The sequence below is a fragment of the Anaeromyxobacter sp. Red801 genome (assembly GCF_049201065.2).
Lineage (GTDB): Bacteria > Myxococcota > Myxococcia > Myxococcales > Anaeromyxobacteraceae > Anaeromyxobacter.
This window is the reverse complement of sequence record NZ_CM181236.1, coordinates 2178631-2204730: the sequence shown is the minus strand read 5'-3', so window position 1 is coordinate 2204730 and position 26100 is coordinate 2178631. Positions and strand designations below refer to the sequence as shown.

Annotated in this window: 25 protein-coding genes; 2 read left to right on the top strand and 23 right to left on the bottom strand. The window is 75.0% G+C overall.

Annotated elements, in window-relative coordinates; all coding sequences use genetic code 11:
• Positions 1-2: 2 nt before the first annotated feature.
• From ACOQFB_RS10125 to ACOQFB_RS10105, 5 genes are all read right to left on the bottom strand, one after another.
• Positions 3-425 (bottom strand): acyl-CoA thioesterase, encoded by a 423-nt coding sequence (locus ACOQFB_RS10125; protein WP_059437611.1) that lies wholly within the window; start codon positions 423-425, stop codon positions 3-5.
• Positions 426-491: 66 nt separating this feature from the next.
• The gene (locus ACOQFB_RS10120) at positions 492-1817 is read right to left on the bottom strand and encodes a homoserine dehydrogenase (RefSeq protein ID WP_421610546.1); all 1326 of its coding nucleotides are present in this window, start codon (positions 1815-1817) and stop codon (positions 492-494) included.
• Entirely contained in the window at positions 1817-2404 is a 588-nt protein-coding gene (locus ACOQFB_RS10115) for a hypothetical protein (protein ID WP_421610547.1), read from the bottom strand. Before ACOQFB_RS10115 ends, ACOQFB_RS10120 begins: the two co-directional genes overlap by 1 nt.
• 54 nt (positions 2405-2458) lie before the next feature.
• The gene (locus ACOQFB_RS10110; RefSeq protein WP_421610548.1) at positions 2459-3325 is read right to left on the bottom strand and encodes a HEAT repeat domain-containing protein; all 867 of its coding nucleotides are present in this window, start codon (positions 3323-3325) and stop codon (positions 2459-2461) included.
• A 38-nt stretch (positions 3326-3363) separates the two neighbouring features.
• Positions 3364-5268 carry an HTH domain-containing protein gene (locus ACOQFB_RS10105; protein ID WP_421610549.1) on the bottom strand — a complete coding sequence of 635 codons (1905 nt, stop codon included), beginning with the start codon at positions 5266-5268 and terminating at the stop codon, positions 3364-3366.
• 138 nt (positions 5269-5406) lie between these two features.
• Here ACOQFB_RS10105 and ACOQFB_RS10100 point away from each other — a divergent pair, with 138 nt between their 5' ends.
• Positions 5407-7641 carry an outer membrane protein assembly factor BamB family protein gene (locus tag ACOQFB_RS10100; protein WP_421610550.1) on the top strand — a complete coding sequence of 745 codons (2235 nt, stop codon included), beginning with the start codon at positions 5407-5409 and terminating at the stop codon, positions 7639-7641.
• A gap of 21 nt (positions 7642-7662) precedes the next feature.
• Here the strand turns inward: ACOQFB_RS10100 and ACOQFB_RS10095 are convergent, their stop codons facing one another.
• The 11 genes from ACOQFB_RS10095 to ACOQFB_RS10045 form a co-directional block, all read right to left on the bottom strand.
• Positions 7663-8397 carry a metallophosphoesterase family protein gene (locus ACOQFB_RS10095; protein ID WP_059437221.1) on the bottom strand — a complete coding sequence of 245 codons (735 nt, stop codon included), beginning with the start codon at positions 8395-8397 and terminating at the stop codon, positions 7663-7665.
• Positions 8398-8446: 49 nt separating this feature from the next.
• On the bottom strand, positions 8447-9391 hold the full coding sequence (locus ACOQFB_RS10090; protein ID WP_059437220.1) for a PfkB family carbohydrate kinase: 945 nt from the start codon (positions 9389-9391) through the stop codon (positions 8447-8449).
• Between the two features lie 47 nt (positions 9392-9438).
• Positions 9439-10557 carry a dual-specificity RNA methyltransferase RlmN gene (gene rlmN, locus ACOQFB_RS10085; RefSeq protein WP_059437219.1) on the bottom strand — a complete coding sequence of 373 codons (1119 nt, stop codon included), beginning with the start codon at positions 10555-10557 and terminating at the stop codon, positions 9439-9441.
• Between the two features lie 12 nt (positions 10558-10569).
• A complete protein-coding gene (locus ACOQFB_RS10080; RefSeq protein ID WP_237757879.1) occupies positions 10570-11928 on the bottom strand; it encodes a hemolysin family protein in 1359 nt (452 codons plus the stop codon).
• A 174-nt stretch (positions 11929-12102) separates the two neighbouring features.
• Positions 12103-12546 carry a nucleoside-diphosphate kinase gene (gene ndk / locus ACOQFB_RS10075; protein ID WP_059437217.1) on the bottom strand — a complete coding sequence of 148 codons (444 nt, stop codon included), beginning with the start codon at positions 12544-12546 and terminating at the stop codon, positions 12103-12105.
• A gap of 103 nt (positions 12547-12649) precedes the next feature.
• Complete coding sequence (gene sucD / locus ACOQFB_RS10070; RefSeq protein WP_059437216.1) at positions 12650-13678, bottom strand: succinate--CoA ligase subunit alpha; 1029 nt, start codon at positions 13676-13678, stop codon at positions 12650-12652.
• Positions 13679-13720: 42 nt separating this feature from the next.
• Positions 13721-14887, bottom strand: coding sequence for an ADP-forming succinate--CoA ligase subunit beta (sucC, locus tag ACOQFB_RS10065; RefSeq protein ID WP_059437215.1), 1167 nt, complete (start codon positions 14885-14887; stop codon positions 13721-13723).
• Positions 14888-14964: 77 nt separating this feature from the next.
• Entirely contained in the window at positions 14965-15903 is a 939-nt protein-coding gene (gene mdh, locus ACOQFB_RS10060; RefSeq protein WP_011420682.1) for a malate dehydrogenase, read from the bottom strand.
• Positions 15904-15934: 31 nt separating this feature from the next.
• Positions 15935-17248, bottom strand: a complete 1314-nt coding sequence (gene icd / locus ACOQFB_RS10055) for an NADP-dependent isocitrate dehydrogenase (RefSeq protein ID WP_421610551.1) — start codon at positions 17246-17248, stop codon at positions 15935-15937.
• Positions 17249-17393: 145 nt separating this feature from the next.
• Positions 17394-18068: a carbohydrate deacetylase gene (locus ACOQFB_RS10050; protein WP_059437213.1), complete on the bottom strand. Its 675-nt coding sequence runs from the start codon at positions 18066-18068 to the stop codon at positions 17394-17396.
• Positions 18069-18131: 63 nt separating this feature from the next.
• Entirely contained in the window at positions 18132-19259 is a 1128-nt protein-coding gene (locus tag ACOQFB_RS10045) for a PAS domain-containing sensor histidine kinase (RefSeq protein WP_421610552.1), read from the bottom strand.
• A gap of 145 nt (positions 19260-19404) precedes the next feature.
• On the opposite strand from ACOQFB_RS10045, the gene ACOQFB_RS10040 reads away from it, so the two are divergent.
• The gene (locus tag ACOQFB_RS10040; protein WP_421610553.1) at positions 19405-19944 is read left to right on the top strand and encodes a bifunctional nuclease family protein; all 540 of its coding nucleotides are present in this window, start codon (positions 19405-19407) and stop codon (positions 19942-19944) included.
• Positions 19945-19952: 8 nt separating this feature from the next.
• On the opposite strand, the gene ACOQFB_RS10035 is transcribed toward ACOQFB_RS10040, so the two are convergent.
• From ACOQFB_RS10035 to lepB, 7 genes are read right to left on the bottom strand one after another with little or no spacing between them, the layout of a single operon-like run.
• Positions 19953-20654: a DUF7986 domain-containing protein gene (locus ACOQFB_RS10035; protein WP_059437210.1), complete on the bottom strand. Its 702-nt coding sequence runs from the start codon at positions 20652-20654 to the stop codon at positions 19953-19955.
• Positions 20651-21772 (bottom strand): glutamine-hydrolyzing carbamoyl-phosphate synthase small subunit, encoded by a 1122-nt coding sequence (carA, locus tag ACOQFB_RS10030; protein WP_421610554.1) that lies wholly within the window; start codon positions 21770-21772, stop codon positions 20651-20653. Before carA ends, ACOQFB_RS10035 begins: the two co-directional genes overlap by 4 nt.
• Positions 21769-23070 (bottom strand): dihydroorotase, encoded by a 1302-nt coding sequence (locus ACOQFB_RS10025; RefSeq protein WP_059437208.1) that lies wholly within the window; start codon positions 23068-23070, stop codon positions 21769-21771. The genes carA and ACOQFB_RS10025 overlap by 4 nt, the downstream gene beginning before the upstream one ends.
• A gap of 30 nt (positions 23071-23100) precedes the next feature.
• A complete protein-coding gene (locus ACOQFB_RS10020; protein ID WP_082100179.1) occupies positions 23101-24042 on the bottom strand; it encodes an aspartate carbamoyltransferase catalytic subunit in 942 nt (313 codons plus the stop codon).
• On the bottom strand, positions 24039-24575 hold the full coding sequence (gene pyrR, locus ACOQFB_RS10015) for a bifunctional pyr operon transcriptional regulator/uracil phosphoribosyltransferase PyrR (RefSeq protein ID WP_059437207.1): 537 nt from the start codon (positions 24573-24575) through the stop codon (positions 24039-24041). The genes ACOQFB_RS10020 and pyrR overlap by 4 nt, the downstream gene beginning before the upstream one ends.
• Positions 24576-24583: 8 nt before the next feature.
• Positions 24584-25057 carry a hypothetical protein gene (locus tag ACOQFB_RS10010; RefSeq protein WP_059437206.1) on the bottom strand — a complete coding sequence of 158 codons (474 nt, stop codon included), beginning with the start codon at positions 25055-25057 and terminating at the stop codon, positions 24584-24586.
• Between the two features lie 18 nt (positions 25058-25075).
• The gene (lepB, locus tag ACOQFB_RS10005) at positions 25076-26095 is read right to left on the bottom strand and encodes a signal peptidase I (RefSeq protein ID WP_059437205.1); all 1020 of its coding nucleotides are present in this window, start codon (positions 26093-26095) and stop codon (positions 25076-25078) included.
• Positions 26096-26100 lie beyond the last annotated feature (5 nt).

The window sequence follows — 26100 nt, the reverse complement described above, 5'->3', positions numbered from 1 at the left end:
GCTCAGCCTCCCTTCCCCGGGCCGCCGGGCGCCTCGCCCACCGAGAGCCGCGCCAGCAGCTCCGGGGGCATGCGCCGCACGCGCCCGTCGAGGTCCACGCAGGCGTGGACCGTGGAGCCGGTGGCGAGCAGCTCGCCGTCCCGGACGATGCGGTACTCGAAGCGGGCCGAGGCGCGGCGCACCTCGGCGAGCGAGGTCTCCACCGCGACGAGGTCGTCGTAGCGGGCCGGGCTGCGGTAGCTCACCTGCGCGTCCACCACCGGCAGCCGGAGCAGGTAGGCCTCCTCGAAGTCGCGGTAGCGGAGCCCCTTGGCGCGGATGAACTCGTTCCGGCCCGCCTCGAAGAAGCGCAGGTAGTTGCCGTAGTAGACGACGCCCATCTGGTCGGTGTCGCCGTAGATCACCCGGAGCTCCGTCCTCACCATGCGTTCACCTCGGGCGCGCCGCGGCGGCCGGCGCGGGGCCGGACGCGGCGGCCGCGCGGCGCGGGGTCAGACGTTCTCGATGCGGATGAGGCGCGTCGGCGCGAGCGTGGTCGGGTCGCGGTCGATGTCGGCGATGGCGGCGCGCAGGTCCGCCTCCCGGGCCACGTGCGTCACGATCACCAGCGGGACCGGCTGGCCCTGGTCGTTCTGCTCGCGCTGCTGCACCGCCGCGATGGAGATGTGGCGCGCGGCGAGCTGCGAGGCGATGCGCGCGAGCACGCCGGGCGCGTCCTGCACCGAGAAGTTCAGGTAGTAGGCGCAGCGCACCTCGGCGTGCGGCCGCACCGAGACCAGCGGCTCGGCGGGCGGCAGGGGCACGCGCCCGGGGCTGCCGGCCAGGATGTTGCGGGTGAGGTCGATGATGTCCGAGACCACCGCGCTGCCGGTGGGCATCGCGCCGGCGCCCTGCCCGTACAGCATGGAGGCGCCCAGCGCCTCGGAGTGCAGCACCACCGCGTTCATGGCGCCGCGGACGCCGGCGAGCAGCGAGCCGGCCGGGATGAAGGCGGGGTGCACGCGGGCCTCGAGCTGGTCCTGCGCGCCGGGCGCGGCGCCCTCGGCCGGGCCGCAGCGCCGGGCCACCGCCAGCAGCTTCAGCGCGTAGCCGAACTCGCGCGCCCACCGGAAGTCCTCCGGCTTCAGCGCCATGATGCCCTCGGTGAGCACGTCCTCGGGCCGGAGCGCCGCCCCGAACGCGAGCTGGGCGAGCACGCACAGCTTCTGCGCCGCGTCGCCGCCGGACACGTCGAGCGTGGGGTCGGCCTCGGCGTAGCCCAGCCGCTGCGCCTCGGCCAGCGCCCGCTCGATGGGCTCGCCCTTCTCGGCCATGGCGGTGAGGATGAAGTTGGTGGTGCCGTTGACGATGCCGTGCAGCGCGGTGATCCGGTCGGAGGCGAGCGCCTCGCGCAGCGTGCGGATGATGGGCACGCCGCCGCAGACCGCGGCCTCGTAGTAGACGTCCACGCCGCGCGCGCGGGCGAGGCGGAAGATCTCGTCGCCGCGCGCCGCCAGCAGCGCCTTGTTGGCGGTGACCACGTGCTTGCCGCGCTCCAGCGCCCCGCAGACCAGCTCGAACGCCTGGTCCACGCCGCCGATCAGCTCGACCACCACCTGGATGGCCGGGTCGTCGAGCAGGTCCTCGAGCCGCGTGGTGAGCAGCGCGGGATCGACGTCGATGGAGCGCTCCTTGTCCAGGTCGCGCAGCGCCACGCGCCGGACCACGATCCGCCCGCCCAGCCGCGCCTCGATGTCCTCCGCGTGCTGGCGCAGGATGGACAGCACCCCGCCGCCCACCACGCCGAACCCGGCGATCCCGATCCCGACCTCGCGCATCACTTGCCTCCGACCCGGTACGAGCCGAGCACCGCCCGCACCTGGGGCGCCACGTTCCCCTCCACCACCGCCCACGTCTCGATCCGCACCGGCCCGACGCCCGGCGCGTAGGTGATCTCGAGCACGTTGTCGGTGGTCGGTCCGGCCCGGTTGTGCGCGCGGACGCGCACGCAGCCCTCGAACCGGCCCGCCGGCGTCTCCGCCGTCTCGCCCACCGCGGCGATCTCGTACCGCTCGGTGGAGCTGGCCGAGACCACCGACGACCACTGCTGGCCCTGGGCGAGCGGCGCGCAGAGCAGCCGGCGCAGCCGGTCGTGCACGCAGGCGCCGTCCACGCGCAGCTCGCCGCGATCGCTGTCGCGGAAGTAGCCGTCGGCGGTCCGCTCCAGGATCCGCACGGTGCGGGTGGCGCCGCGCCGCTCCGGCGGCAGCGCCGGCGACTCGTCCACGTACGTCCAGGCGTTCCCGACCGCGAGCGGGAAGAACTCGGCCGGCGAGGCCGCGGCCGCGCGGGGCGCGGCGGGCGCCGGGGCGCGCGCGCAGGCGAGCGCGAGCGCGAGGATCGGGACCAGGGTGCGGGGCGTCATGAGGGTCGCATCTTAGCGGAAAGCCGGCGCGAGGTGGCCTCCGCCGCCGCGCGGCTACTTGCCCGCCACGCGGCCGGCCTCGGCCTCGCGGGCCCGCAGCTCGGCGAGCGCGTCGCGGGCCGCGGCGCGCACCCGCGGCTCCGGGTGGCCGGCCTCGAGCGTGAGCAGGTAGCCCTCCGCCTCGGGCCCGCCGATGTCGCCGATGATGCGCACCAGCGCCAGCGCCATGCCGCCGTCGCCGCGCTGCGAGAGGTCGATGAGCGGGCCCACCGCCCGCGGGTCGCGGAGCTGGCCGAGCGCGCCCACCGCGAGGTGCGCCACCTCGGGCTCCGGATCGCGCAGGCGCTCGACGAGCGCCGGCACCGCCTCGCGCGCGCGGCGCTCGGCCGCCACCCGCACCGCGTGCCGCCGCACCCGCGCGTCGTCGGAGCCGAGGTCGCGCACCACCGCGGCCGTGGACTTCGCGTCCTCGGCCGACGCCAGCGCGAGCGCGTCGGCGGCGCCGCGCGCGGCGATGGCCAGCGCGGCCCGCCACGCGCCGGCGGGCCCGGCCGCGAGCGTGGCGGCGCCGGTCGCGGTCTCGCGCACGGCGGTGCCCTCGGTCCCGTCCGCGGGGACCAGCTCGAGCTGCACCGCGGTCTCGACGCGCGCCACGCCGCCGGGCGGGCCGGGCACGAAGCGGATGCCCACCACGTCCACGCGGGCCTGGTGCGGGCGCTTCCCCTCGCCCAGCCGGAAGCCGGCGCCGGCGAGGGCGTCGCGCGCGGCCGACTCGAGCGCGGCGGCATCCAGGCCGGCCTCCACCAGCGGGCCGGCCAGCGCGCCCGGCTCGGCGCGGATCGACACCACGTGCACCGGGGGCGTCCCCGGCCGGCAGGCCGAGGCGACGAGGAGCGCGCCCGCCGCGATCCCCACCGCCATCCGCCGTCGCGCCGGTCCGGGCATCGTCCCGCCGTGCGTCAGGCCTCGGGGTCGCCGCGGCCGGGCTCGGGCGGCGGCTCCGCGGTGCGCTCGCGCTCGGGCTCGGGCTCGGCGGCCGGGGCCGCGGCCACCGGCGCGGCGGCCGGGGCTGGCTGCTCGGCGGCGGGCTGCGGCTCGGAAGGCAGGGGGGGCGGCGTGGCCCGCGGCGCGGACTCCGGCACCGCGCGGGGCCAGGCCGGCTCGTCCGCGGCGGCGGCGGGTCCGGCGGCGGGCGCAGCGCCCTCCCCCGGCGCGCCCGCGGCCTGCGGGCCGGCGCCCTCGCGGTTGCGCCCGCGGCCGCCCCGGCGGCGGCGGCGGCGACGACGGCGACGGCGCTCGCCGGCGCCGGGCTCGCCCGCGGCGCCGTTCGCGGCGACCTCCGCCGGCTCCTCCTCGCCCTCGGGCCCCTCGGCGCCCTCCGGCCCCTCGTCCTCGCCTCCCTCGTCCTCGTCCTCGATCGGTCCGGCGCCGGGCGGGAGCGCTGCGGGGAGCTCCTCCGCCGCCAGCTCGGCCGGGACCTCGACCACGCGCGCGCCGGCCGCGACCGCGGGCTCGACCGCCTCGGGCACCTGGGCCGAGGACGCCTCGAGGGCGAGACCCTCCGCCGCGGGGCGCGGGCGCTCGTCGCGCCGCGGCTCGCGCCGCTCGTCCCGGCGCCGGTCGCGCTCGCCGCGCTCGCCGCGCTCCTCGCGGCGGTCGCGCTCCTCGCGCCGCGCCAGGCGGGCCGACTCCTCGGCCGCCGCGGCCTCGGCGGCGGCCTGGAAGAACGCGTCGTCCACCTCCGGGACCACCACCGGCACGCAGCCCAGGCCGGCCTCGGTCATCGCCTCGGCGAAGCCCTCGCCGCAGAGCAGGATCACCGGGAGCTGGCCGGCGGCGGACGCCTCGCCGCGCGCGTCGCGCGCCGCGTCGCCCGCGGTGACCACGACGCCGAGCTGCGCGCCGTAGTGGACCAGGTCGCGGCGCAGCTCGGTCACGTCGCGGCGCGACGCCTCGGCGCCGGTGCGCACGATGCGGACCGCGTGCCGCAGGTCGGCGAGGCCCATGCGCCTGCGCGCGGTGCAGACCACGTGCTCGCGGCCGCGCTTGGCGACCTTCACCTCGCGGTAGCCCAGCTTCTCGAGCATCCGGATGGCGACGTGCTCGACGGTGGGCGGCTCGCACTCGCGCAGCCGGCGCCGGAGGGCGGCCAGGGCGGCGCGGCGCAGGTCGCCGGGCGCGGCGGCCGCCGGGCGCGGCGCCGGGGCGGCGGGACGCTCGCCGGGCTCCGGCTGGGCGATGAGGGTGACGGCCTCGCCCTCCACCTGGAACAGCGGGCGGCGGCCGGACGCCTCGCGCCGGCGGTTGTCCTCGGCGAGCGCGGCGGACAGCGACGCCGTGTCGCGGACGAACGCGTCGGGCATGAGCATCCGCTCGGTGCCCTGGAGGGCGATCTCGGCCAGCGTGAGCGCGCGGCCGGCGCCGGCCAGGATCTCGTAGGCGACCTCGGCGGGCGGCGGGAAGCGGCGCGCGCGGCGCTCCTCCTCCTCGCGGCGGCGGCCGCGGCCCGCCTCGCCGCGCCCGGTGGCCCGCGCCATCTCGCGCGAGGGCGCCGGGTGCCGCTCCCGGCCGCGGTACGGCAGCTCGTTCTCGGGCGGCGGCTCGATCAGGTTCTCGAGGCCGTGGGGATCCTCGTCCAGGCCCCACTCCGAGAGGGCGAACGTGCCGGGTTGCACCGGCAGCATGCGGCGATCGGAGTGGGGGAGCCGGCAGTGCGCGGCGAGCTGATCGGCCAGGGTTTCCTCCGGGATCTTGCCGACGTGGTCGAGCAGGTTCTCCCGGATGGCGATCTCGGCGATCTTCCTGAAGTGGAGAGGCTTCCCCTCGCGCCGCAGCACCTCGATGGCGGCTTCGGTGAAGGTCATGTACGTCCTTGGACGGAGGTCTCGAGCTGTCGGGGCCGCCAGCAGGCGGGCGGCCGCATCGGAACCTTCATCTTCGTGCCGTGGACCGGGCCTGTCAACGTTGAAAGTGCCTGATTCCGCGATGATTCTTCCGGTTCCATGATCCGGATCCGCACGGGTACCAGCTGGCGCCTCGACCCCGACCTGACGGCCGCGCTCCGGCGCGCCGCGGGGCCGGCGCGCACGGCCGCCACCCGCGCCATCGTGGACGCCCTGGCCATCGAGGTGGACGGCATCGACATCGCCGGGGGCCGGGCCGAGGGCCCGCTCCTCCCCTCGCTCGAGGCGCTGCTGCGCGCGGTGGCGCGGGTGGTGGGGGGCGCCCCGCACGCGGCGGTGGCGTTCCACGAGGGGGCCCTGGAGCTGGTGCTCCGGCGCCGGGGCGGCTGCGCGCTCCTCACCCTCGTGTCGCTGGCCCGGCCCTCGCGCGTCCTCGCCCGGGACGTGGAGGTGGACCTCGAGGCGCTGGCCGCGGCGGCCCTGGAGGCGGCCGCCGAGCTGTGCCGGGAGCTGGCCGAGGCCGCCCCGGCGGCCGCCCGCGACGCGGGCCGCCTGCGCGCCGCCGCGCGGGACCTGCGCCGGACGGAGGCGGCGCCCGCCCCCGGGCCGCGCCCGCCGGTGCGGGCCCGCCGGCCCGGCCCGCCCCCGCGCCCCGGCCGCGTCGCCTGCACGGTGGACCTCGCGGACGACGAGGGCGTCCTCCTCGCCTACCCGGGCGGCCGGCCGGATCTCGGCTCGCTGCTCGCGCCGGGGGCGGTGCGGCTGGTGGCCGAGGACGGCGCCGAGCTGCTGGCGCTGCAGGGGTTCCCGTTCCTGGCGCTGCGAGACCTGGTCGCGGCCGCGGGCGCGATCGTGGGGGCCGTCCGGCGGCGCGAGCCGGCGCTGGAGGTCCCGCTCTCGCGGGCGGGCCGTGCGCCGGCGCGCACGCTGGAGCTGGACCTCGCGGCCGGGCAGGTGCGCGCGGGCGGCGTGGCGCGGCCGGCGCCGCCGCTGGCGGTGGCGCGGGCGGTCGCCGAGGCCGCGCTCGACCTCTGCCGGCTCGCCCGCGCGCGCAACCCGCGGCAGTCGGAGAACGCGTACCTGGCCGAGCTGGAGGCGGCCGCGGCGGAGCGGCTGGCGCAGGTCGAGGAGCTGGCCGGCGGCGATCTCTCCGCCGGCGCCTCCGCCGGGCAGGCGCGGGCGCGCGGCACCGCGACGGCCGCCGGCGCCCCGCTCGGCCCCGGGCAGCTGCGGCGCCTCTCGTTCCGCCGCGCCTGGTCGGTGGACGTGGGCGCGCCGGCCGGCCCGGGCCTGTGGAACGCCGGGGCGCTCACCCTCGCCGCCGGCGCCGAGGCGGTGGTGGCGGTGGACCGCGCGCGCGGCGAGGTGGCCTGGCGCGCCGCCGGCGGCCTCCGCGCGGCGCCGCTCCCCGGCGCGGTGCTCGTGATCGGGCCCGGGCGCCTGGAGGCGCTCGCGCTCCGCACCGGGCGGGCGCGCTGGGCCCGCACGCCGCCCGGCGCGGAGCCGGACGGCGCGGTCGCGCTGGCCGGCGGGCCGCTCGTGCTGGTGGAGCCGGGGGCGCTCACCGGGCTCGAGGCCGCGACCGGCCGCACGCTGTGGCGCCTCGAGCTGCCGGGCCGGCCGCGCCTGCGGGCCGCCGCGTTCGGCGGCGTGGCGGTGGCCGCGTCCGACACCGGCTTCGTCTACGCGGTGGACGCGGCGGGGCGGCTGGCCTGGCGCGTCCGCGCGCCCGGCGCGCCCTGCTGCGCGCCCTCCTCCGGCGGCGGCGCCTGCCTGGTGCTGGCCGAGGCCGGCGCCGGGACGGCGCTCCTCGCGCTCGACCCGTCCACCGGCGCGCGCCGCTGGGAGGCGCCGCTCGACCTCGTCCCGGCGGGCCCGCCCATCGCGTGGGGCCCGCGCCTCGCCGTGGTCGGGACCGTGGGCGGCGACCCGGCGGTCACCGCGCTGCGCGGCGACGGCAGCGCGGACTGGACCGACGCCCCGCCGCTCACCGGCGCGCCCGCGGCCGCCGCCGCCGGCCCGCTGCTCGTGCTCCGCGACGCCGCCGGCGCGCTGGTGGCGCTCGGGCGCGACGGCGCCGTGCGCTGGAGCCGCGCGGCGCCGCCGGGCCACCTGCCGCCGGGCGCGGCCGCGCCCGCGGTGGCGCGCGGGACGCTGCTCGTGCCGGGCGAGGGGATCGCCTGCCTGGCGCTGCGCACCGGGGAGCCGGTGGGCGCCATCCCGGCGGTCGCCCCGGCCCGGCTGGCGCTCGACGGCGCGCTGCGCGTCGCCGCCATGGACCTCGACGGCCTGACCACCGGGTTCCGGCTCGCCACCCACCTCAGCGTGGTGTGAGCGGCGGGCGGATCCGTGGGATCAGACGCCCAGGAACAGCCGCTTGCCGAAGTTCAGGGCGAGGTCGGCGTCGAAGATCTTCTGCGCCGCGGTCTCGATGTCGTAGGGCACGCGGTGAAACTCCACCACGCGCTCCTCGGTGTCGTACGTGACGAAGCAGGCGCGGTTGTCGCAGTCGCGCGGCTGCCCCACCGAGCCCACCGAGATCACGTACTTGTAGCCGCGGCGCAGGCCGAACCGCGTCGCCACCACCTCGTTCACGTCGCCGGAGGGGTGGATCGCGAACGACTTGCACAGGTGGGAGTGGCCCACGAAGTTCACGTCCTCGAGCCCGTCGAGGTGCGGGACGAGGTCCTTCGCCTGCTCCTTCGCGAACACGTACTCGTACGCCTGCGGCGCGGCCGGGTTGCCGTGGCTGAGCCCCACGCCGGGGAGCCGGTGCGTGTACGGCAGCGCCCGCAGCCACTCGAGGTGGTCCGGGTCGATGCGCGCCGCGGTCCAGTCCAGCGCGTGGCGGGCGGCGTCGTAGTAGAAGCTGTAGTCCATCCGCCCGGCCACCGCGGCGTCGTGGTTGCCGAGCAGCGTCACCTCGGCCACCTTGCGCACCAGCGCGCAGCACTCGTTCACGCTCGCGCCGTAGCCGACCACGTCGCCCAGGCAGTAGATGCGATCCGGGCGCAGGCGCTCCAGCGCGGCCAGCGACTCGCTCAAGGCCTCGAGGTTCGAGTGGATGTCGGAGATGATCCCGATGCGCATGCTCGACCCGTGCCGGGCGGCGCATGGTAGCCGCCGCGCGGATCGGAGGTCAACCCGGGGTTCCGACGCCGTTGAAGAGATCGTTTTCCAGGTCGTCGAAGTGCGCCAGGCCGCGCGCCTCGGCGTAGCGGGCGCGGATCTCCTCGGGGCGCAGCGTGCGGAGCCGGTCGAGCGAGAACTGCTCCACCGCGAAGCTCGCCAGCACGCTCCCGAGCACGATGGCCCGCCGCATGGTGGGGGCGTCGGCGCGCCCGCGGTGCGCGAGGTAGCCCATGAACCCGCCCGCGAAGCTGTCGCCCGCGCCGGTGGGGTCGAACACCTCGGGCAGCGGGAAGGCCGAGGCGGCGAACACCTCGTCGCCGGAGAAGAACAGCGCCCCGTACTCGCCGCGCTTCACCACCAGCGCCTTCGGCCCGAGCGAGAGGATGGCGCGCGCCGCCTTCACCACGTTGTGCTCGCCGGCGAGCTGGCGCGCCTCCGCGTCGTTGACGAACAGCATGTCCACGCGCTTCAGCGTCTCGAGCAGGCTCGCGCGCTTCGAGGTGATCCAGTAGTTCATGGTGTCGCAGCCCACGAAGCGGGGCCGCTCCACCTGGTCGAGGACCGCGCGCTGCAGGTCCGGGTCGATGTTGCCGAGGAACACGAACTCCGAGCCGCGGAAGGTCGGCGGGAGCACGGGCCGGAACCCGGCGAACACGTTGAGCTGCGTGTCGAGCGTGTGCGCGGTGTTGAGGTCGAACTCGTAGCGCCCCTTCCAGCGGAAGGTCCTGCCCGGCTCGCGCGAGAGGCCGGCCAGGTCCACGCCGCGCCCGGCCAGGAAGCGCACGTGCTCCTCCGGGAAGTCCTCCCCCACCACGGCCACCAGCCGCGTCGGGCCGAAGAAGCTCGAGCAGGCCGAGAAGTAGGACGCGGAGCCGCCCAGCACGTCCTCGCGCCGGCCGAAGGGGGTCTCGAGCGAGTCGAGCGCGACGGAGCCGACGACGAGCAGGGCCATCCGGGATCGTGCCTTTCCGCCCGCCGGGAGCCGCGGGCGCCCCGTACCTAGCCCGCCGCGGGCGTCCCGGTCAACGGCGCGGCGGCGCGCCGGCGCGGATCGCCGGGGCCGCCCTCCGCGGCGAGCTGGCCGCAGGCGGCGGCGATGTCGGTGCCGCGGTTCCTGCGGACCACCGCGGTCACGTTGCGCGCGACGAGCAGGTCGCGGAACCGGTCCACCGCGCCGGGCGCCGGGGCGGCGAACCCGAGGCCCGGGTTCTCGTTGTACGGGATGAGGTTCACCTTGGCCGGGATGCCGCGCAGCAGGCGCGCCAGCCGCTCGGCGTCCTCCGGCGCGTCGTTCACGCCGCCCAGCATCACGTACTCGAACGTGATCCGCCGCCCCTGCTTCATGGGGAACTCGCGGCAGGCGCGGAGCAGCTCGGCCAGCGGGTAGCGCCGGTTGATGGGCATGATCGCGTCGCGCTGCGCGTCGGTGGTGGCGTTCAGCGACACCGCCAGCTTCACCTGCGTCTCCTCGCCGAGCCGCCGCATCACCGGCACGAGCCCGGAGGTCGAGACGGTCACGTGGCGGTGCGAGAAGTTGGGGCCGTCCTCGGACAGGAGCAGGTCGAGCGCGATCTTCAGGCTGCGGTAGTTCGCGAGCGGCTCGCCCATGCCCATGAACACGAGGTTGGTGAGCGGCCGCGGCCCCTCCCCCTCCCCCAGCTCGATCAGCCGGCGGTTGGCGCGGTGCACCTGGTCCACGATCTCGCCCGGCGTGAGGTTGCGGGCGAGGCCCATGGTGCCGGTCATGCAGAACGTGCAGCCCACCGCGCAGCCCACCTGCGTGGAGACGCACAGCGTCTTGCGGTCGGTCTCCGGCATGTAGACCGACTCCACCAGCTTCCCGTCGCGCGTGCGCCAGGTCCACTTGATGGTGCCGTCGGCGGAGCGCTGCTCGGTGGCGCGCTCGAGGGTGGTGAGGCGGGTGCCCTCCGCCAGCCGCTCGCGCAGCGCGCGGGGGACGTCGGTCATCTCGTCGAGCGAGGCGGCGCCGCGAAGGTGCAGCCACCGGTAGACCTGGCGGGCGCGGAAGGGCTTCTCGCCCAGGCCGGCGATCAGGGCGGCGAGCCGCTCCTGCGGGAGCGAGCGGAGGTCGGGGGTGTCGTCGTGCAGGACGTCCATGCGGGCGTCTTCCTAAGACCGGGCGGCGGCCGGCGCGACCTCGGGCGCGGGGGCGTCGCCCCGCCGCGCGATCTCGACGCGGGTGACCCGCCGCTCGTCGCCGGCGCGCACCGTGAACGTGAGGCCGTCCCAGGCCAGCATGGCCCCCACCGGCGGCACCCGGCCGGCGGTGGCGGTGACGAACCCGCCCAGCGTCTCGTAGTCGCCCTGCTCCGGGAAGCGGACCTCCGGCGGCGGCTCGCCCTCCTCGGGCTCGGGGGCGTCCTCGCCGGCGGGGCGCGGGGCGGGCTCGTCCCGCTGCTCGTTCAGGAACGCCTGCAGGTCGTGGAGCGGGATGGCGGCGTCCGCCAGCCACACGCCCGGCGCGACCGCCTTCACCGGCGCGGCCTCCACGTCCGCCTCGTCCTGGATCTCGCCGACGATCTCCTCGATGACGTCCTCCATGGTGACGAGGCCGCTCGTGCCGCCGAACTCGTCCACCACCACCGCGAGGTGCGTCCGCCGCCGCTGCATCTCCTTCAGCAGCCGCGAGATCTTCATCTGCTCCGGGACGAAGAACGCCGGCTTCAGGTAGCGGTCCAGCGCGATGCGCCGCAGCGGCCCGTGCCGGAGCTCCTGGATGATGTCGCGCACCAGCAGGATGCCCACCACGTTGTCGATCGAGCCCTCGTACACCGGCATGCGGCTGTACGGGTTCTCGGTGACGATCCGCACCAGCTCGTCCGGCTCCACCGCGCGGTCCACCGCGACCATGCGCGTGCGGGGGATCATGACCTCCTTCGCGACGCGGTCGGCGAACTCGAGCACGCTGTTGAGCAGCTCCTCCTTCACCTCGTCGAGCACGCCCTCGCGCGTGCCCATCTCGATGAGGTACTCGATCTCCTCGCTCGTGACCGCCGGCGTGGGCGCCCTGCCGCCGCCGAGCAGCCCGACCACCGAGCCGGTGAGCCGGGTCACCGCCGCCGACAGCGGCCACATGGCCAGGCACAGCGCCTGGACCATGGGCATGGCCCAGAGCGCGACCGGCGCCGGGTGGCGCTTGGCGAGCGTCTTCGGGACGATCTCGCCCGCGAACAGGATCACCACCGTGGTCACCCCGGTGGCGATCGCGACCAGCGTCCCGTGGGCCCAGCCGCCGCCGGCGGCGAGGTCCGCGCCCACCGAGCCGGCCAGCGCGCCCGCGCCCACGTTCACCAGCGTGTTGCCGATGAGCAGGGTCGAGAGCACGCGCTCCGGGTGCTCGATCCACAGCCCCAGCAGGCGGGCCCGCCGGCCGCCGGTCTCGCGGAGCTGCCGGGCCCGGGGCTCGCCCAGCGCGGTCAGCGCCGTCTCGGTCCCTGAGCAGAAGGCGGAGGCGGCGAGGAACGCCACCCCCAGCAACCATTTCCATGTCGGTACTGCGTCCAAACTGCGGCTCTCCTGTTCCCCTGAAACGACGAAACCCGTCCCTGGGGCGGGACGGGTCCGTGCATTCTAGCCCGAACCGGGCGCGGCGCGCCCGGCCGAGCGGGGGAACGCCCCCAGGAGTGCAGGAAGATCCGCCGGTTAGCCGAGCTTCTTCCACTCGTAGGCGTGGACCTGCACCTCGGGGAAGAAGTACGAGACCTCGATCTTCGCGTTCTCGGCGCTGTCCGACCCGTGGACCGTGTTCTTCTCGATGTCGGTGGCGAAGTCCTTGCGGATCGTGCCGGCGTCGGCCTTCTTGGGGTCGGTGGCGCCCATGATCTCGCGGTTCCGCGCGACCGCGTTCTCGCCCTCGAGCACCATCAGGACCACCGGGCCGCTGGTCATGAACTTCACGAGGTCGGCGAAGAACGGCCGGGCCTTGTGCACCGCGTAGAAGCCCTCGGCCTCGGCCTTCGACAGCTGGGTCAGCCGGATCGCCACCGGCTTCAGGCCCTTCTCCTCGAAGCGGCCGATGATCTTCCCGATGATGCCCTTCTCGACGCCGTCGGGCTTGATGATGGACAGCGTGCGCTCGATCGCCATGTGATGCTCTCCGTTCGTTCCGTGTTCCGGGTTGCGGGAAAGCCGCGCCCCCGGCTCACCGTGAGCACGGGGGCGCGAGCGTCCCTGGATCCTCGGGGGCGCGCTAGTCGCGCTCCCCCTTGGCAGCCTTCTTGAGCGCCTTGCCGCCGCGCTGCGACGGCGCGGCGCTGCGCGCGCCGGCGCCCTTCTTGCCGGGCGCGGGGGCGGCCGGCCGCTTGCCGGCGGGCGGCGCCTTGACGGGCTTGGGACGGGCGCGCCGCGACAGCGCGTCCTTCATGGCCCGGCCGAGCAGGTGCGGCCCGTCCACCACCACGATGCCGGCCTCGCGCATGGCCGCCATCTTCGCGTCGGCGGTGCCGGCGCCGCCCGAGATCACCGCGCCGGCGTGGCCCATGCGCTTGCCCGGCGGCGCGGTGCGGCCGGCGATGAAGCCGACCACCGGCTTCGTCATGTGCTCGCGCACGAACGCGGCGCCCTTCTCCTCCTCGCCGCCGCCGATCTCGCCGATCATGATGACCGCGTCGGTCTCGGGATCGTCCTCGAACAGCTGCAGCGCCTGCACGAAGTCGGTGCCGTGGACCGGGTCGCCGCCGATGCCCACCGAGGTGGACTGGCCGAGGCCGAGGTCGCTGAGCTGCTTCACCGCCTCGTAGTTGAGCGTGCCGGAGCGCGAGACCACGCCGATGCGGCCGGGCCGGTGCACGTGGCCGGGCATGATGCCGATCTTGCACTGGCCGGGCGTGATCACGCCGGGGCAGTTCGGCCCCACGAGCCGGGTCCTCGGGCGGCTCTCGACGTAGCGGCGCACCCGGACCATGTCGAGCACCGGGATGCCCTCGGTGATCGCCACGATGAGCTCGATGTCCGACTCGGCCGCCTCGATGATGGCGTCGGCGGCGAACGGGGGCGGCACGAAGATGGCCGCCGCGTTCGCGCCGGTCTCCTTCACCGCCGCCGCGACCGTGTGGAAGATCGGGACCGTCCCCTGGAACCGGGTGCCGCCGCGGTTGGGCGTCACGCCCGCCACGACGTTCGTGCCGTAGGCGAGCATCTGCTCGGTGTGGAAGCTGCCGGCCGAGCCGGTGATGCCCTGGACGAGGACCCGGGTGTTGCGATCTACGAGGATGCTCAAGGCGTGTGCCTCCCGCCGCTCGCGCGACGAATGGACCTGGATCTAGGCGGCCCGCGCGGCCTGGACGGCCTTCCGGGCTGCTTCGCCGAGATCGTCGGCGGGGATGATCTTCAGCTCGCTGTGGGCGAGGATCTCCTTGCCCAGCTCGACGTTGGTGCCCTCGAGCCGGACCACCAGCGGGATCGAGAGCCCCACCTGCTTGGCGGCGGCGACGATGCCGTTCGCGATCACGTCGCACTTCATGATGCCGCCGAAGATGTTGACCAGCACCGCCTTCACGTGCGGGTCGGAGAGGATGATCTTGAAGGCCGCGGTGACCTTGTCCTCGTCGGCGCCGCCGCCCACGTCGAGGAAGTTGGCCGGCTGGCCGCCGGACAGCTTGATGACGTCCATGGTGGCCATGGCCAGGCCGGCGCCGTTCACCATGCAGCCGATGTCGCCGTCCAGCGCGATGTACGAGAGGTCGTACTCCTTGGCCTGCGTCTCCTTCGGATCCTCCTCGTCCGGATCGCGCATGGCCGCGATGTCCGGGTGCCGGTAGAGCGCGTTGTCGTCGAAGTTCATCTTCGCGTCGAGCGCGAGCACCTCGCCGCCCACCGTGATGACGAGCGGGTTGATCTCGGCGAGCGAGGCGTCGGTGGCCACGTAGGCGTTGTACAGGCCGGTGGCGAAGCGCACGAACGCGGTGACCGAGTCGCCGGTGAGGCCGAGGCCGAACGCGAGCCGGCGGGCCTGGAACGGCATGAGGCCGGTCAGCGGCGAGATCCACTCCCGCAGGATCTTGTCGGGGTGCTTCGCCGCCACCTCCTCGATGTCCACGCCGCCCTCGACCGAGGCCATCACCGCCAGGCGCCCGATCTCGCGGTCCAGCGTCATCCCGAGGTACAGCTCGCGGGCGATCCGGCAGCCCTCCTCGACGTAGACCTTGCGGACCTCCTGCCCCTCCGGCCCGGTCTGCGGGGTCTTCAGCATCATGCCGAGCATGGCCTCGGCGTGCTGGCGGGCCTCGTCCGGCGAGCGGGCCAGCTTCACGCCGCCGCCCTTGCCGCGGCCGCCCGCGTGGATCTGCGCCTTCACCGCGCTGATGCCGCCGCCGAGCTGGCGCGCCGCGCCCTCCGCCTCGAGCGGCGTGACCGCGAGGTAGCCGCGGGGCACCGCCACGCCGAACTTCCGCAGGATTTCCTTCGCCTGGTACTCGTGGATCTTCAAGCCGAGCTCGCTCTCTCGTGGTGACGACGAAGGCCGGTCGTCCCCGGATGGGGCGAACGACCGGCCCGAGAAACCTACTACAGCTTGGTCTCGGCGACGGACTTCTTCACGCTGTCCACCGACCGCTGGAGCATGGCGCGCTCGTCGTCGTTCAGCTCGAGCTCGAGCACCCGCTCCACGCCGCCGGCGCCGATCACCACCGGGACGCCGACGAACAGGCCCTTCACCCCGTACTGGCCCTCCAGCAGCGCCGAGCAGGGCAGCACCCGCTTCTTGTCGCGCAGGTACGACTCCGCCATGGCGATCGCCGAGGCGGCCGGCGCGTAGAAGGCCGAGCCGGTGCCGAGCAGCGCGACGATCTCTCCCCCGCCCTTGCGCGTGCGCTCCACGATCGCGTCGAGCTTGGCCTTGTCGAGCAGCCGGGTGAGCGGCACGCCGGCCACCGACGAGTAGCGGAGCAGCGGGACCATGTCGTCGCCGTGGCCGCCGAGCACCATCGCCTGGACGTCCTGCGGCGAGACCCCGGCCGCGTCGCCCACGAAGTACTGGAAGCGCGCGGTGTCGAGCACGCCGGCCATGCCGACCACCCGGTTCTTGGGGAAGCCGGTGACCTTGTACATGGCGTAGACCATCGAATCGAGCGGGTTCGTGATGACGATGACGAACGCGTTCGGCGCGTACTGCTTGATGCCGTGCGCGACCTTGGTGATCGCGTCGAGGTTCACCTTCAGGAGATCCTCGCGGCTCATGCCCGGCTTGCGCGGCACGCCGGCGGTCACGATGCAGACGTCGGCGTCGCGGATGACCGAGTAGTCGGTGGTGCCGCCCCCGGTCACGTCCACGTCCCACTTGCCGACGCCGCGCGTCTCCTGCAGGTCGAGCGCCTTGCCCTTGGCGACGCCCTCCATGATGTCCACCAGGACGACGTCGCCGAGCTCCTTCTGCCCGGCCAGGAGCGCGAGCGTGCCGCCGATCTGTCCCGCGCCGATGAGCGCGATCTTCTTCCGCTGGGCCATGTGGTCTCTCCGGGGTTGGGAAGCCGCTACGCTACATGTGCTTGATGATCTCGTCGCCGAACTCGGAGCACTTCACCTCGACCGCGTCCGCGACGCCCTCGGCCTTCATCAGGCGCGCGAAGTCGTAGGTGACGCGGTGGCCGGCGATGGCGCCGTCCATGCCCTTGACGATGAGGTCGGCCGCCTCGTTCCAGCCGAGGTGCCGGAACATCATCTCGCCGGAGAGGATCACCGAGCCCGGGTTCACCTTGTCGAGGTCCGCGTACTTCGGCGCGGTGCCGTGGGTGGCCTCGAAGATGGCGTGGCCGGTGACGTAGTTGGCGTTGCCGCCCGGCGCGATGCCGATGCCGCCCACCTGCGCGGCGAGCGCGTCGGAGAGGTAGTCGCCGTTCAGGTTGAGCGTGGCGACCACGTCGAAGTCCTCGGGCCGGGTCAGCACCTGCTGCAGCGTGATGTCGGCGATGGCGTCCTTGACCAGGATGCGCCCCTCGGCGACGGCGGCCTTCTGCTCGGCGGCGGCGGCCTCCTCGCCGCGCGAGGCCTTGGTGCGCTCCCACTGCTCCCAGGTGTACACGCGGTCGGCGAACTCCCGCTCGGCGAGCGCGTAGCCCCAGTTCCGGAACGCACCCTCCGTGAACTTCATGATGTTGCCCTTGTGCACGAAGGTGACGCTCCGGCGCTTCTCGCGGACGGCGTACTCGAGCGCCGCGCGGACCAGCCGCTCCGTCCCCTCGCGCGAGACCGGCTTCACGCCCACCCCGGACGTCGCCGGGAATCGGATCTTCCGGTACTCCTTCGGGAACTCCTGCTCGAGGAACGCGAGCAGCTTCTTCGCCTGCTCCGAGCCCGCCTCCCACTCGATCCCGGCGTAGATGTCCTCCGTGTTCTCCCGGAAGATCACCATGTTGACCTTCTCCGGGCGCTTCACCGGCGAGGGCACGCCCCGGAACCAGCGCACCGGGCGGAGGCAGACGTAGAGATCGAGGAGCTGGCGCAGCGCGACGTTGAGCGAGCGGATGCCGCCGCCGATGGGCGTGGTGAGCGGCCCCTTGATGCCGATGAGGTACTCGCGGAACGCCTGGATCGTCTCGTCGGGCAGCCAGTTGTTGAACTTGGTGAACGCCTTCTCGCCCGCGTAGACCTCGGTCCAGGCGATCTTCCGGCGGCCGCGGTAGGCCTTCTCCACCGCCGCGTCGAGCACCCGGACGCTGGCGCGCCAGATGTCGCGGCCGGTGCCGTCACCCTCGATGAACGGCAGGATGGGCCGGTCGGGAACGCTCAGCTTCCCGTCGACGAGCGAGATCTTCGCCCCATCCTTCGGGACCACCGGCTTCGCATCCGCCATGACGAGCTTCCTCGCGTGTGGGGAGAGGTGGAGCCGGGGTCTTAGCATCGCGCCGCGTGGGGTGTAAAGGCGCTGACCGCTCCAACATTCGGAATTCGCGGCACTTTACAACGACCATGGCGGTCGATGTTGGACCGCCCACGGGTCACCCCTGAGAAGGGCGTCCGACGGCTGACCAGCCGCAGAGACGGAGGTTTCGCGCAGCGACGCGCGCGCGTGCGCGGGGGCTGCAGAGCGCCGCGAGCTCGATCTCGCGCTCGGCCCCGAACGAGGTCCGGGCGTGGCTCGGGGTGTGGCCCGGGTGCGCCATCAGCTCGGTCACGCCCTCCCCCACCTCGTCGAGCGCCGCGAGGAGCGCGTCCTCGGTCCAGGCCGGGCGCCGTGCCGCGTCGCCGAGGAACGCGTCGGCGGTCGCCACCCCCGCCGCGCGGAGCGCCGCGCGCATGGGCGCGTCGAGCGACCGCAGCGGCAGCCCACGCTCCGCCGCCACCGCGCAGAACGCCTCCCGCACCGCCGGCGCGGCGTGCGCGTGCTTGTGGCTGTCGAGGTGCGTGGGCGCGCCGCCGCGCAGCGCCTCGAAGCGCTCGAGCTGCCGCCGCAGCGCCGCCTCCGCCTCGGCCCGCCCGGCGCCCGGGTCGACGACGGCGTGCAGGCCGATCCCGAGCGAGCGCGGCGCGCGGGCCAGCGCCGCGGCCGCGAACGGCGTCTCGACCATGGCGGTGGCGCTGGTGACCAGCCCGCGCGCGTGCGCCTCGAGGATGCCCCGGTCGATCTCCGGGTCGTAGCCGAGGTCGTCGGCGTTCACGATCAGCCATCGCATGGCGGCGCCCGCGACCGTCGCGCGCCGGGTCCGCCGAGTCAAGCGCGGGCGCGCGCCGGAGCGCTAGTGGAGCTGGCCGGGCTCCGGCTCCTCCGCGCCGGCGTCGGGCCGGGCCTCGGGGCCGCGCGCCGGCGGCTGGCGCGGCAGGTCCACCGTGAACGTCGCCCCGGCGCCGGGCGCGCTCGTCACCGCGATGGTGCCGCCGTGCGCCTCCACGATCTGCCGCGCGATGTAGAGCCCCAGCCCGAGCCCGCCGAAGTTCTGGGCCGGCACCGCGCGCGCGAAGCGGTCGAACACCCGCGCTTGCTGCTCCGGCGCGATGCCGATGCCCTGGTCGCTGACGCGCACGCGGGCGGTGCCGTCGTCGCCGGCGACGTGCAGCGCGATGGGCCGCCCCTGCCCGAACTTGGCGGCGTTCACCAGCAGGTTCGAGATCACCTGCTCGAGCCGGGTCCGGTCCCAGGCGCCGGTCACCGGCTGCAGGTCGAGCGCGAGCCTCGACCCGGAGCGCGCCAGGTCGCCCTCGGCGTGGCCGGCCGCGTCGCGCGCCACCTCGGCGAGGTCGAGCGGCTCGCGCCGGAGCTCGATCTTGCCGAGGCGCATGCGCGAGACGTCGAGCAGCTCGCCCACCAGCGGCCGCTCGAGCGTCTCCAGCCGCTCCACCACCGGCGCCGGCAGGCCCTCGCCCGAGCGCAGCGCGGCCCGGTGGAGCAGCTGCAGCTGCAGCTGGAGCGCGGTGACCGGCGTGCGCAGCTCGTGCGAGGCCACCGACAGGAACTCGTCGCGCTCGCGCACCTCCTCCTGCGCCTTCCGCCAGAGCCGGGCGCGCTCCTCGATCTTCCGCCGCTCGGTGGCGTCGCGCACCGCCGCCATCACGCAGCTCCGCCCGTCCACCTGGATCGGCGACAGGCTGATCTCGGCCGGGAACTCGGCCCCGTCGTGACGCAGCCCGGACAGGTCGAGGCCCAGCCCCATGGGCCGCGTGCGCGGCGCGGCCTGGTACGCGGAGCGGTGGACCTGGTGCATGGTCCGGTAGCGCGCCGGGAGCAGCACCTCCACCGGCCTGCCCACCAGCTCCTCGCTCCGGTAGCCGAAGAGGCGCTCGGCGTGGGCGTTCACGAAGACGATCGCGCCGGCGTCGTCGGCGATCACCATGGCGTCGGGCGCCGAGTCGAGCAGCGAGAAGTCCACGCCGCCCTCTGAGATGCGGCCTCCGGCGCGCTCCGTGAAGTCCCGCGCCCTCCCGGTGCCAGCCCGCTCCCTCGCCTGCCCCGGTGCCCGCGCGGACCGCCGGAGCCCACCTTCAAGGTGGTCCCGCGGCGGACCGGGAGCGTCCATGCGAGTCAGCGCCTCTCTCTCCATCCCGTGGCTCGTGCTCATGACGGGCCTGGCCGGGATCTCCGCCCACGCGGCGGCGCCGCCCTCGGCGCGCGTCGAGCTGGAGGTGGCGGGCGTGCTGCCGATGCCGGAGGGCGCCGCCTCGATCCTGGTGCTGCGCGAGAAGGGGGCGAAGAACCTGCTGCCGCTGGTGGTGCCGGGCGCGCAGGACCAGGATCTCGGCCGGCGCCTGCGCGCCGACGCGGCCCCGGGCCTGCTCGCCGAGACGATCCGGGCGCTGGGCGGGCGGGTGCGCGAGGTGGAGATCGCGTCGGCGGACGAGGGCCCGGGCGGCGCGCGGGTTCGGCTGACGCAGGGCGCCCGCCGCCTCGAGCTCCCCGGCGCGGCCTCGGAGTCGGTGGCGCTGGCGGTCTCGGCCGGCGCGCCCATCTTCACCAGCCGCCGGGTGATGGACGAGTCCGGCCTGTCGCCGGACGAGGTGGACCGGGCGCGCCAGCGGGCGGCCGCGCGCGAGGGCGGGGAGCCGCAGCGGATGTAGCGGCCGCGCTACTGGGCGCTCGGCTCGCCGGGCGGGCGCGCCGGGCGCGGCGTGGGCAGGCGCGACTCCGCGGCGAAGTCGTAGATCGACTCGAGCCGGACGTTCCGGTAGCGCTCCAGCTTGAACGCCATGCGCGAGAGCGTCGCCAGGAACTCCTTCACGTCCACCGTGCCGCCCTTGCCGGCCGCCTTGCGCAGGCGCTTCACCTCGGCGTGGATCGCCTTGTGCGCCTCGCGCGGGTGGTACAGGAACGCGCCGGAGAAGTAGAGCGCGCCCTGGAACGGGAGCAGCCGCGCCTCCAGCACGTCGCCCTTGTCCAGCCCGGCCACGTGGCGCCGCTCGGTGACGTCGTAGTCACCTGCGGTGAACACGTCCCGGAGCCGCAGCAGGCCGTCGCGGATCTTGCGGACCTCGAACAGCCCGTGGACGTTGCGCGCCAGGTCCTGGTAGGCGGCCAGCTCCTCGGGCGAGAGCGAGGGGCCCTCGGCCTCGATGAACCGCTCGATGGTGGTGCCGGTGCCGCCCGCGGGCCGGTGGTCGTAGAGGTAGTAGTCGAGCATCCCGTTCAGCCGGGGCTCGTAGGTGCGATCCTCCTCGTGCGGCTCGCCGTACCGGTCGAAGTGGAACCGGCGCGCGGCGAGGAGCTCCTCCTTGCGCGCCCCGTCGGTGGCCCAGGCGAGCAGGCGCTCGTGCAGCAGCTGCAGCGTCATCGAGACCGCTCCATCATCGCCACGAAGCGCGCGAACAGCGGGCGCGCGTCGTGCGGCCCGGGCGACGACTCCGGGTGGTACTGGACGCTGAAGGCGGGCGCGTCGAGCACCTCGATGCCCTCCACCGTCCCGTCGTTCAGGTTCACGTGGGTGACGCGGGCGCGCTTGCCCAGGCTGGCGTCGTCCACGGCGAAGCCGTGGTTCTGGGCGGTGATGTCCACCTTGCCCGTGTCGAGCTCCTTCACCGGCTGGTTCGCGCCGCGGTGGCCGAACTTGAGCTTGTAGGTGCGCGCCCCGATGGCGAGCGCCAGGATCTGGTGGCCGAGGCAGATGCCGAACACCGGCACCTTGCCGAGCAGCGCCGCCACCGTCTCGCGCGCGCCGGTCACGGCGGCCGGGTCGCCCGGGCCGTTGGTGAGGAACACGCCGTCCGGGCGGAGCGCCAGCGCCTCGGCCGCGCTGGTGCGCGACGGCACCACCGTGACGCGGCAGCCGGCCTGGGCGAGCAGCCGGAGCATGGCCCGCTTCAGGCCCCAGTCGTACGCGACCACGTGGAAGCGCGCCTTCTCGAGCGGCGCGCGCTCGGCGTCGGTCCAGCAGTCGGCGCCCTGCTCGGTCCACTCGTACGGCGCCGCGGTGGAGATGCGGGTGGCGAGGTCCTGCCCCTCCATCCCGGGCAGCGCGCGCGCCCGCTCCACCAGCGCCCGGGCGCTCCCCTCGGTGGCGATGACGCCCATCTGCGCGCCGGCGGTGCGGATGTGCCGCGTGAGCCGCCGGGTGTCGATGCCGGTGATCCCGACGATGCCGTGCGCCGCGAGGTAGCCGTGCAGGCTCTGCTCCGCGCGGAAGCTCGACGGCTCCTCGGCGGCGTGGCGGACGATGAAGCCGGTGGCGTGCGGGCGCGCGGACTCCTCGTCGGCGCGGTTCACGCCGTAGTTCCCCTGCTCCGGATACGTCATGCAGATCATCTGATCGACGTACGACGGGTCGGTCAGGATCTCCTGGTATCCGGTCATGGAGGTGTTGAAGACGACCTCCCCCGTGGCCTCGCCGGTCGCGCCGAGCGAGAACCCCTCGAAGGTGGTGCCGTCCGCCAGCGCCAGGATCGCCTGCTTCATCGGTCTGCCTTGCCCTCCTCGTGGACGATCCGGCCACCCACGATCGTGTGCGTGCAACGCCCGGCGAGCCGCCTTCCCTTCCACGGCGTGTTGCGGCCCTTCGACTGCAGCCGCGCCGGGTCCAGCGTCCACTCGGCGGCGGGGTCGAGCACCGCCACGTCCGCGGCGGCGCCGCGCGCCAGCGTGCCACCGGGCAGCCCGAAGACCCTGGCCGGCCCCGCGGTGAGCGCCTCGACGAGCCGGCGCTCGGTCAGCGCGCCCTCCCGCACCAGGCCCAGGCACACCGAGAACGCGGTCTCGAGCCCGACGATGCCGTTCGCGGCGGCGTCGAACTCCACGTCCTTCTCCACGGCCGAGTGCGGCGCGTGATCGGTGGCGATGGCGTCGAGCGTGCCGTCGGCGAGCCCCTCGCGGCAGGCGCGGACGTCCTCCGCCGCGCGGAGCGGCGGGTTCATCTTGAAGTCGGTCGAGTAGCCGGACGCGGCCACGTCCTCGTCGCTGAGCGCGAGGTGGTGCGGGGTGACCTCGCCGGTCACCGGCAGCCCGCGGCGCTTCGCCTCGCGGATGGCGCGGACCGCGCCGGCGGTGCTGACGTGGGCGACGTGCAGCCGCCCGCCGGTGAGCTCCACCAGCGCGATGTCGCGGAGCACCATCACGTCCTCGGCCTGGGACGGGATGCCCTTCAGGCCGAGCCGCGTCGCGGCGGCGCCCTCGTGCATCACGCCCTTGCCGACGAGGTGCAGGTCCTCCTCGTGCACGGTGAGCGGCAGGCCGAAGGCGCGCGCGTACTCGAGCGCGCGGCGCATGAGCGCCGACGACATCACCGGCCGCCCGTCGTCCGAGAGCGCCACGCAGCCCGAGGCCTTCAGCTCGCCGTACTCGGCCAGCTCCTCGCCGTTCGAGCCCTTGGAGATGGCGCCCACCGGGTAGACGCGCGCCAGCCCGGCCGCCGCGGCGCGCGCGAGCACGAGCTCGGTCACCGCGGCGCAGTCGTTCACCGGCTTCGTGTTCGGCATGGCGCAGACGGCCGTGAAGCCGCCCGCCACCGCCGCCCGCGCGCCGGTCGCGACGGTCTCCTTGTACTCCTGCCCCGGCTCGCGCAGGTGGACGTGCAGGTCCACGAAGCCCGGGGTGACCCACCGGTTCCGCGCGTCGACGGCGCGGGCGTCGCGCGGGCGCTCCACCCGCTCCGCCACCTCGGCCACCTTGCCGTCGCGGATCACCACGGTGCGGACGCCGTCCACGCCGCTCGCCGGGTCGATGACCCGCCCGCCCTCGATGAAGAGCACGTCAGACATCGCGCCTGCCTCCCGTCCCGAGCCGCGCCGTCACGCCCTGGCCTCCTCGCCCGCGCCGCCCGCGAGCAGGTACAGGATCGCCATCCGGACCGCCACCCCGTTCTGCACCTGGTCCAGGATCACCGAGCGGGGCCCGTCCGCCACCTCGGGGGAGAGCTCCACCCCGCGGTTGATGGGGCCGGGGTGCAGGATCACGCAGGAGGGCTTCAGCCAGTCGGCCGCCTTCTTCGCGTTCAGGCCCCAGACCTTCGAGTACTCGCGCGTCCCCGGGATGAGCGGGTCGCCGATGCGCTCGTGCTGGATGCGCAGCATGATGACCGCGTCCGCGCCGTCCACCGCCTCCTTCAGGTCGGTGTGGACGGTGGCGCCCAGCCGCTCGACGCCGGCCGGCATCATGGTGGGCGGCCCGCACAGCCGGACCTTCGCGCCCAGCTTCGGGAACGCGTGCAGGTCGGAGCGGGCCACGCGCGAGTGGCTGACGTCGCCCACGATGGCGACGGTCTTGCCCTCCAGCGTGCCGAGCTTCTCCCGCAGCGTGAAGCAGTCGAGGAGCCCCTGGCTCGGGTGCTCGTGCGCGCCGTCGCCGGCGGAGACCACCGAGCAGCCGACGTGCTCGGCCACGAGCCTGGGCGCGCCGCCGGCCGAGTGCCGGATCACCAGCACGTCGGGGCGCATCGCCTCGAGGTTCTTCGCCGTGTCCACCAGCGTCTCGCCCTTGGTGACCGAGGAGGACGACGAGGTCCAGTTGAGCGCGTCGGCGGACAGGATCTTGGCGGCCGTCTCGAAGGAGCTGCGGGTCCGGGTGGACGCCTCGAAGAACAGGTTCACCACCATCTTGCCGCGCAGGCTCGGGACCTTCTTGATGGGCCGCTGCAGGACCTCCTTCATGGAGACGGCGAGGTCGATGACCTCGAGGATCTCCTCGCGGGAGAAGTCCTCCAGCGCGATGCAGTGCTTGTGTCGACCGATCACGGCGCCCTCCTCGGCTTGACCACCACCGCGTCCTCGGGCGCGCCCGACTCCACCAGGCGCACCTGCACGTCGTCCTGATCCGAGACCTCCAGCCGCGCGCCGGCGAAGTCGGCCGAGATGGGCAGCTCGCGGCCGCCGCGGTCCACCAGCACCGCCAGCCAGACGCGGCGCGGGCGGCCGAAGTCGACGATCTCGTCGAGCGCCGCGCGCACCGTGCGGCCGGTGTAGAGCACGTCGTCCACCAGCACCAGGGTCTTGCCCTGCACCGGGAAGCGCACGTCGGTCGGGCCGATCACCGGGGCCGCGCCCTTCTCGGCGAGGTCGTCGCGGTAGAGCGCGATGTCCAGCGTCCCGAGCGGCGGCTCGGCGCCGAGCTCCCGCGCCAGCTCGCGGCGGAGCCGCTGGGCGAGGTGCACCCCGCCCCGCCGGATGCCCACGATGGCGACGTCGCCGGCCGCCCCCGCCGCGCGGGCGCGCTCCGCGATGTCGCGGCCCAGGCGTCGTACCGCTCGTTCGATCTCCGCAGCGTTCATGCGCCCCCCTACCGCGATGGTCCCCAGTCCGGGATGGAGATGTCCTGCGTGAAGTCCACCGTGAACGTCTTCTCCACGGTGCGATCCAGGTACGGCAGCTCCACCAGGCGCACGTACTCGAACGCCACGTGCAGCGTGGGCGCCGCGCCGCTGGTGTCGCGCTCCCAGACCAGGTCGGCGGGCGCGACCGTCACCGCCGGCACCGTGGCCGGCTCGCCGCGCTCGTCCACGATCTGGTCGGTGGCGAGCATCTCCAGGCGCCGGATCATGTCGGCGCGCAGCCGGTCGTCGTTCCGGTCCTTGACGGCGCGGTTCATGAAGTCGCGCACCACCTGGCGCGCCTGGAAGTCCACGATGTAGACGGGCACCCAGACCCACGCCAGGTAGCCGCCGCCGAGCAGCGCGGCGAGGATCGCGGCCGTGACCCACGTGATCTGCCCGCGCGCGGAGCGCGGCAGGGAGGACGGGGAGAGGCTGGGCATCAGGGGGTGTTTCTAGCGCTAGTCGATGGGTTTGAAAAGCCGGTCGAGCCGGAGCCCGCCTGCGCCCCGCGGCCACAGGCCCCCGTCCCCCCAGCTCCAGAAGACCAGCGCGGCGCGGCCGCGGATGTGGCCGACCGGGACCTGCCACCCGCCCATCCCCCGGCTGTCGGCCGAGAGATCGCGGTTGTCGCCCATCACGAACACGTGCCCGGGCCGGACCACCTCGAACGGCCCCTCGCGCGAGGCGAGCCGCGCCCGCCGGCACTGGAGGACGTCGTAGCTCGCCACGCCGTCGGCGGCGGCCGCCTGCCAGCTCGTCTCGGCGTCGCCGGGGAGATCGCCCCGGGGCGGGAGGATGGGCCCCTTGGCGAGCGCCTCGCGGTAGCGCCGGCAGCTCTCGGCGAGCGGCTCGCCGGTGGACGGGCTCCGCTCGGCGTAGGCGTACTCGCCGGCCGCCGCGCGCGGCTGCGGCACGCCGTTCACGAACAGGACCTGCTCCCGGATCTCGATGACGTCGCCCGGGACGCCCACCACCCGCTTCACGTAGTCGCTGGTCGGGTCGCGCGGGTTCTCGAAGACGATGACGTCCCCGCGCCGCGGCGCGCCGGTCTCGACCAGGCGCAGGTGCGTGAACGGGAGCCGCACCGCGTAGGCGACCTTGGAGACGAAGATGTAGTCGCCGACCACCAGCGTCGGGACCATCGAGCCGGACGGGATCCGGAACGCGTCGAGGACGAACGCGCGGACCAGGAGCGCCAGGACCACCGCGAGCGCGATGGACTCCGCGTACTCGCGCCACCAGGGCTTCACCCGGGCGGCCAGGTGCTCCTCCCAGAGCGCGTCCAGCCTGCGGAGCGCGGCGGAGAGCGCCTCCGGCTCGCCGCCTCGCGCGGCGGCGGTCACCTCGCCGGCGGCCGCGTCCACGGCGCCGCGCGCGTCGCCCAGGACGCGGCGGTGCCGGGCGGCCAGCCGGCGGGCGTCGCGCGCGAAGCGGAGCGCGTCGCGGCGCGCGCGCGCGAGGCGGGCGGCGTCCGCCACGGCGG

Coding starts and splice junctions, on each gene's coding strand:
- ACOQFB_RS10125 (WP_059437611.1), bottom strand. CDS start 425: ATGGTGAGGACGGAGCTCCGGGTGATCTACGGCGACACCGACCAGATG.
- ACOQFB_RS10120 (WP_421610546.1), bottom strand. CDS start 1,817: ATGCGCGAGGTCGGGATCGGGATCGCCGGGTTCGGCGTGGTGGGCGGC.
- ACOQFB_RS10115 (WP_421610547.1), bottom strand. CDS start 2,404: ATGACGCCCCGCACCCTGGTCCCGATCCTCGCGCTCGCGCTCGCCTGC.
- ACOQFB_RS10110 (WP_421610548.1), bottom strand. CDS start 3,325: ATGGCGGTGGGGATCGCGGCGGGCGCGCTCCTCGTCGCCTCGGCCTGC.
- ACOQFB_RS10105 (WP_421610549.1), bottom strand. CDS start 5,268: ATGACCTTCACCGAAGCCGCCATCGAGGTGCTGCGGCGCGAGGGGAAG.
- ACOQFB_RS10100 (WP_421610550.1), top strand. CDS start 5,407: ATGATCCGGATCCGCACGGGTACCAGCTGGCGCCTCGACCCCGACCTG.
- ACOQFB_RS10095 (WP_059437221.1), bottom strand. CDS start 8,397: ATGCGCATCGGGATCATCTCCGACATCCACTCGAACCTCGAGGCCTTG.
- ACOQFB_RS10090 (WP_059437220.1), bottom strand. CDS start 9,391: ATGGCCCTGCTCGTCGTCGGCTCCGTCGCGCTCGACTCGCTCGAGACC.
- rlmN (WP_059437219.1), bottom strand. CDS start 10,557: ATGGACGTCCTGCACGACGACACCCCCGACCTCCGCTCGCTCCCGCAG.
- ndk (WP_059437217.1), bottom strand. CDS start 12,546: ATGGCGATCGAGCGCACGCTGTCCATCATCAAGCCCGACGGCGTCGAG.
- mdh (WP_011420682.1), bottom strand. CDS start 15,903: ATGGCCCAGCGGAAGAAGATCGCGCTCATCGGCGCGGGACAGATCGGC.
- icd (WP_421610551.1), bottom strand. CDS start 17,248: ATGGCGGATGCGAAGCCGGTGGTCCCGAAGGATGGGGCGAAGATCTCG.
- ACOQFB_RS10050 (WP_059437213.1), bottom strand. CDS start 18,068: ATGCGATGGCTGATCGTGAACGCCGACGACCTCGGCTACGACCCGGAG.
- ACOQFB_RS10040 (WP_421610553.1), top strand. CDS start 19,405: ATGCGAGTCAGCGCCTCTCTCTCCATCCCGTGGCTCGTGCTCATGACG.
- ACOQFB_RS10035 (WP_059437210.1), bottom strand. CDS start 20,654: ATGACGCTGCAGCTGCTGCACGAGCGCCTGCTCGCCTGGGCCACCGAC.
- carA (WP_421610554.1), bottom strand. CDS start 21,772: ATGAAGCAGGCGATCCTGGCGCTGGCGGACGGCACCACCTTCGAGGGG.
- ACOQFB_RS10025 (WP_059437208.1), bottom strand. CDS start 23,070: ATGTCTGACGTGCTCTTCATCGAGGGCGGGCGGGTCATCGACCCGGCG.
- pyrR (WP_059437207.1), bottom strand. CDS start 24,575: ATGAACGCTGCGGAGATCGAACGAGCGGTACGACGCCTGGGCCGCGAC.
- ACOQFB_RS10010 (WP_059437206.1), bottom strand. CDS start 25,057: ATGCCCAGCCTCTCCCCGTCCTCCCTGCCGCGCTCCGCGCGCGGGCAG.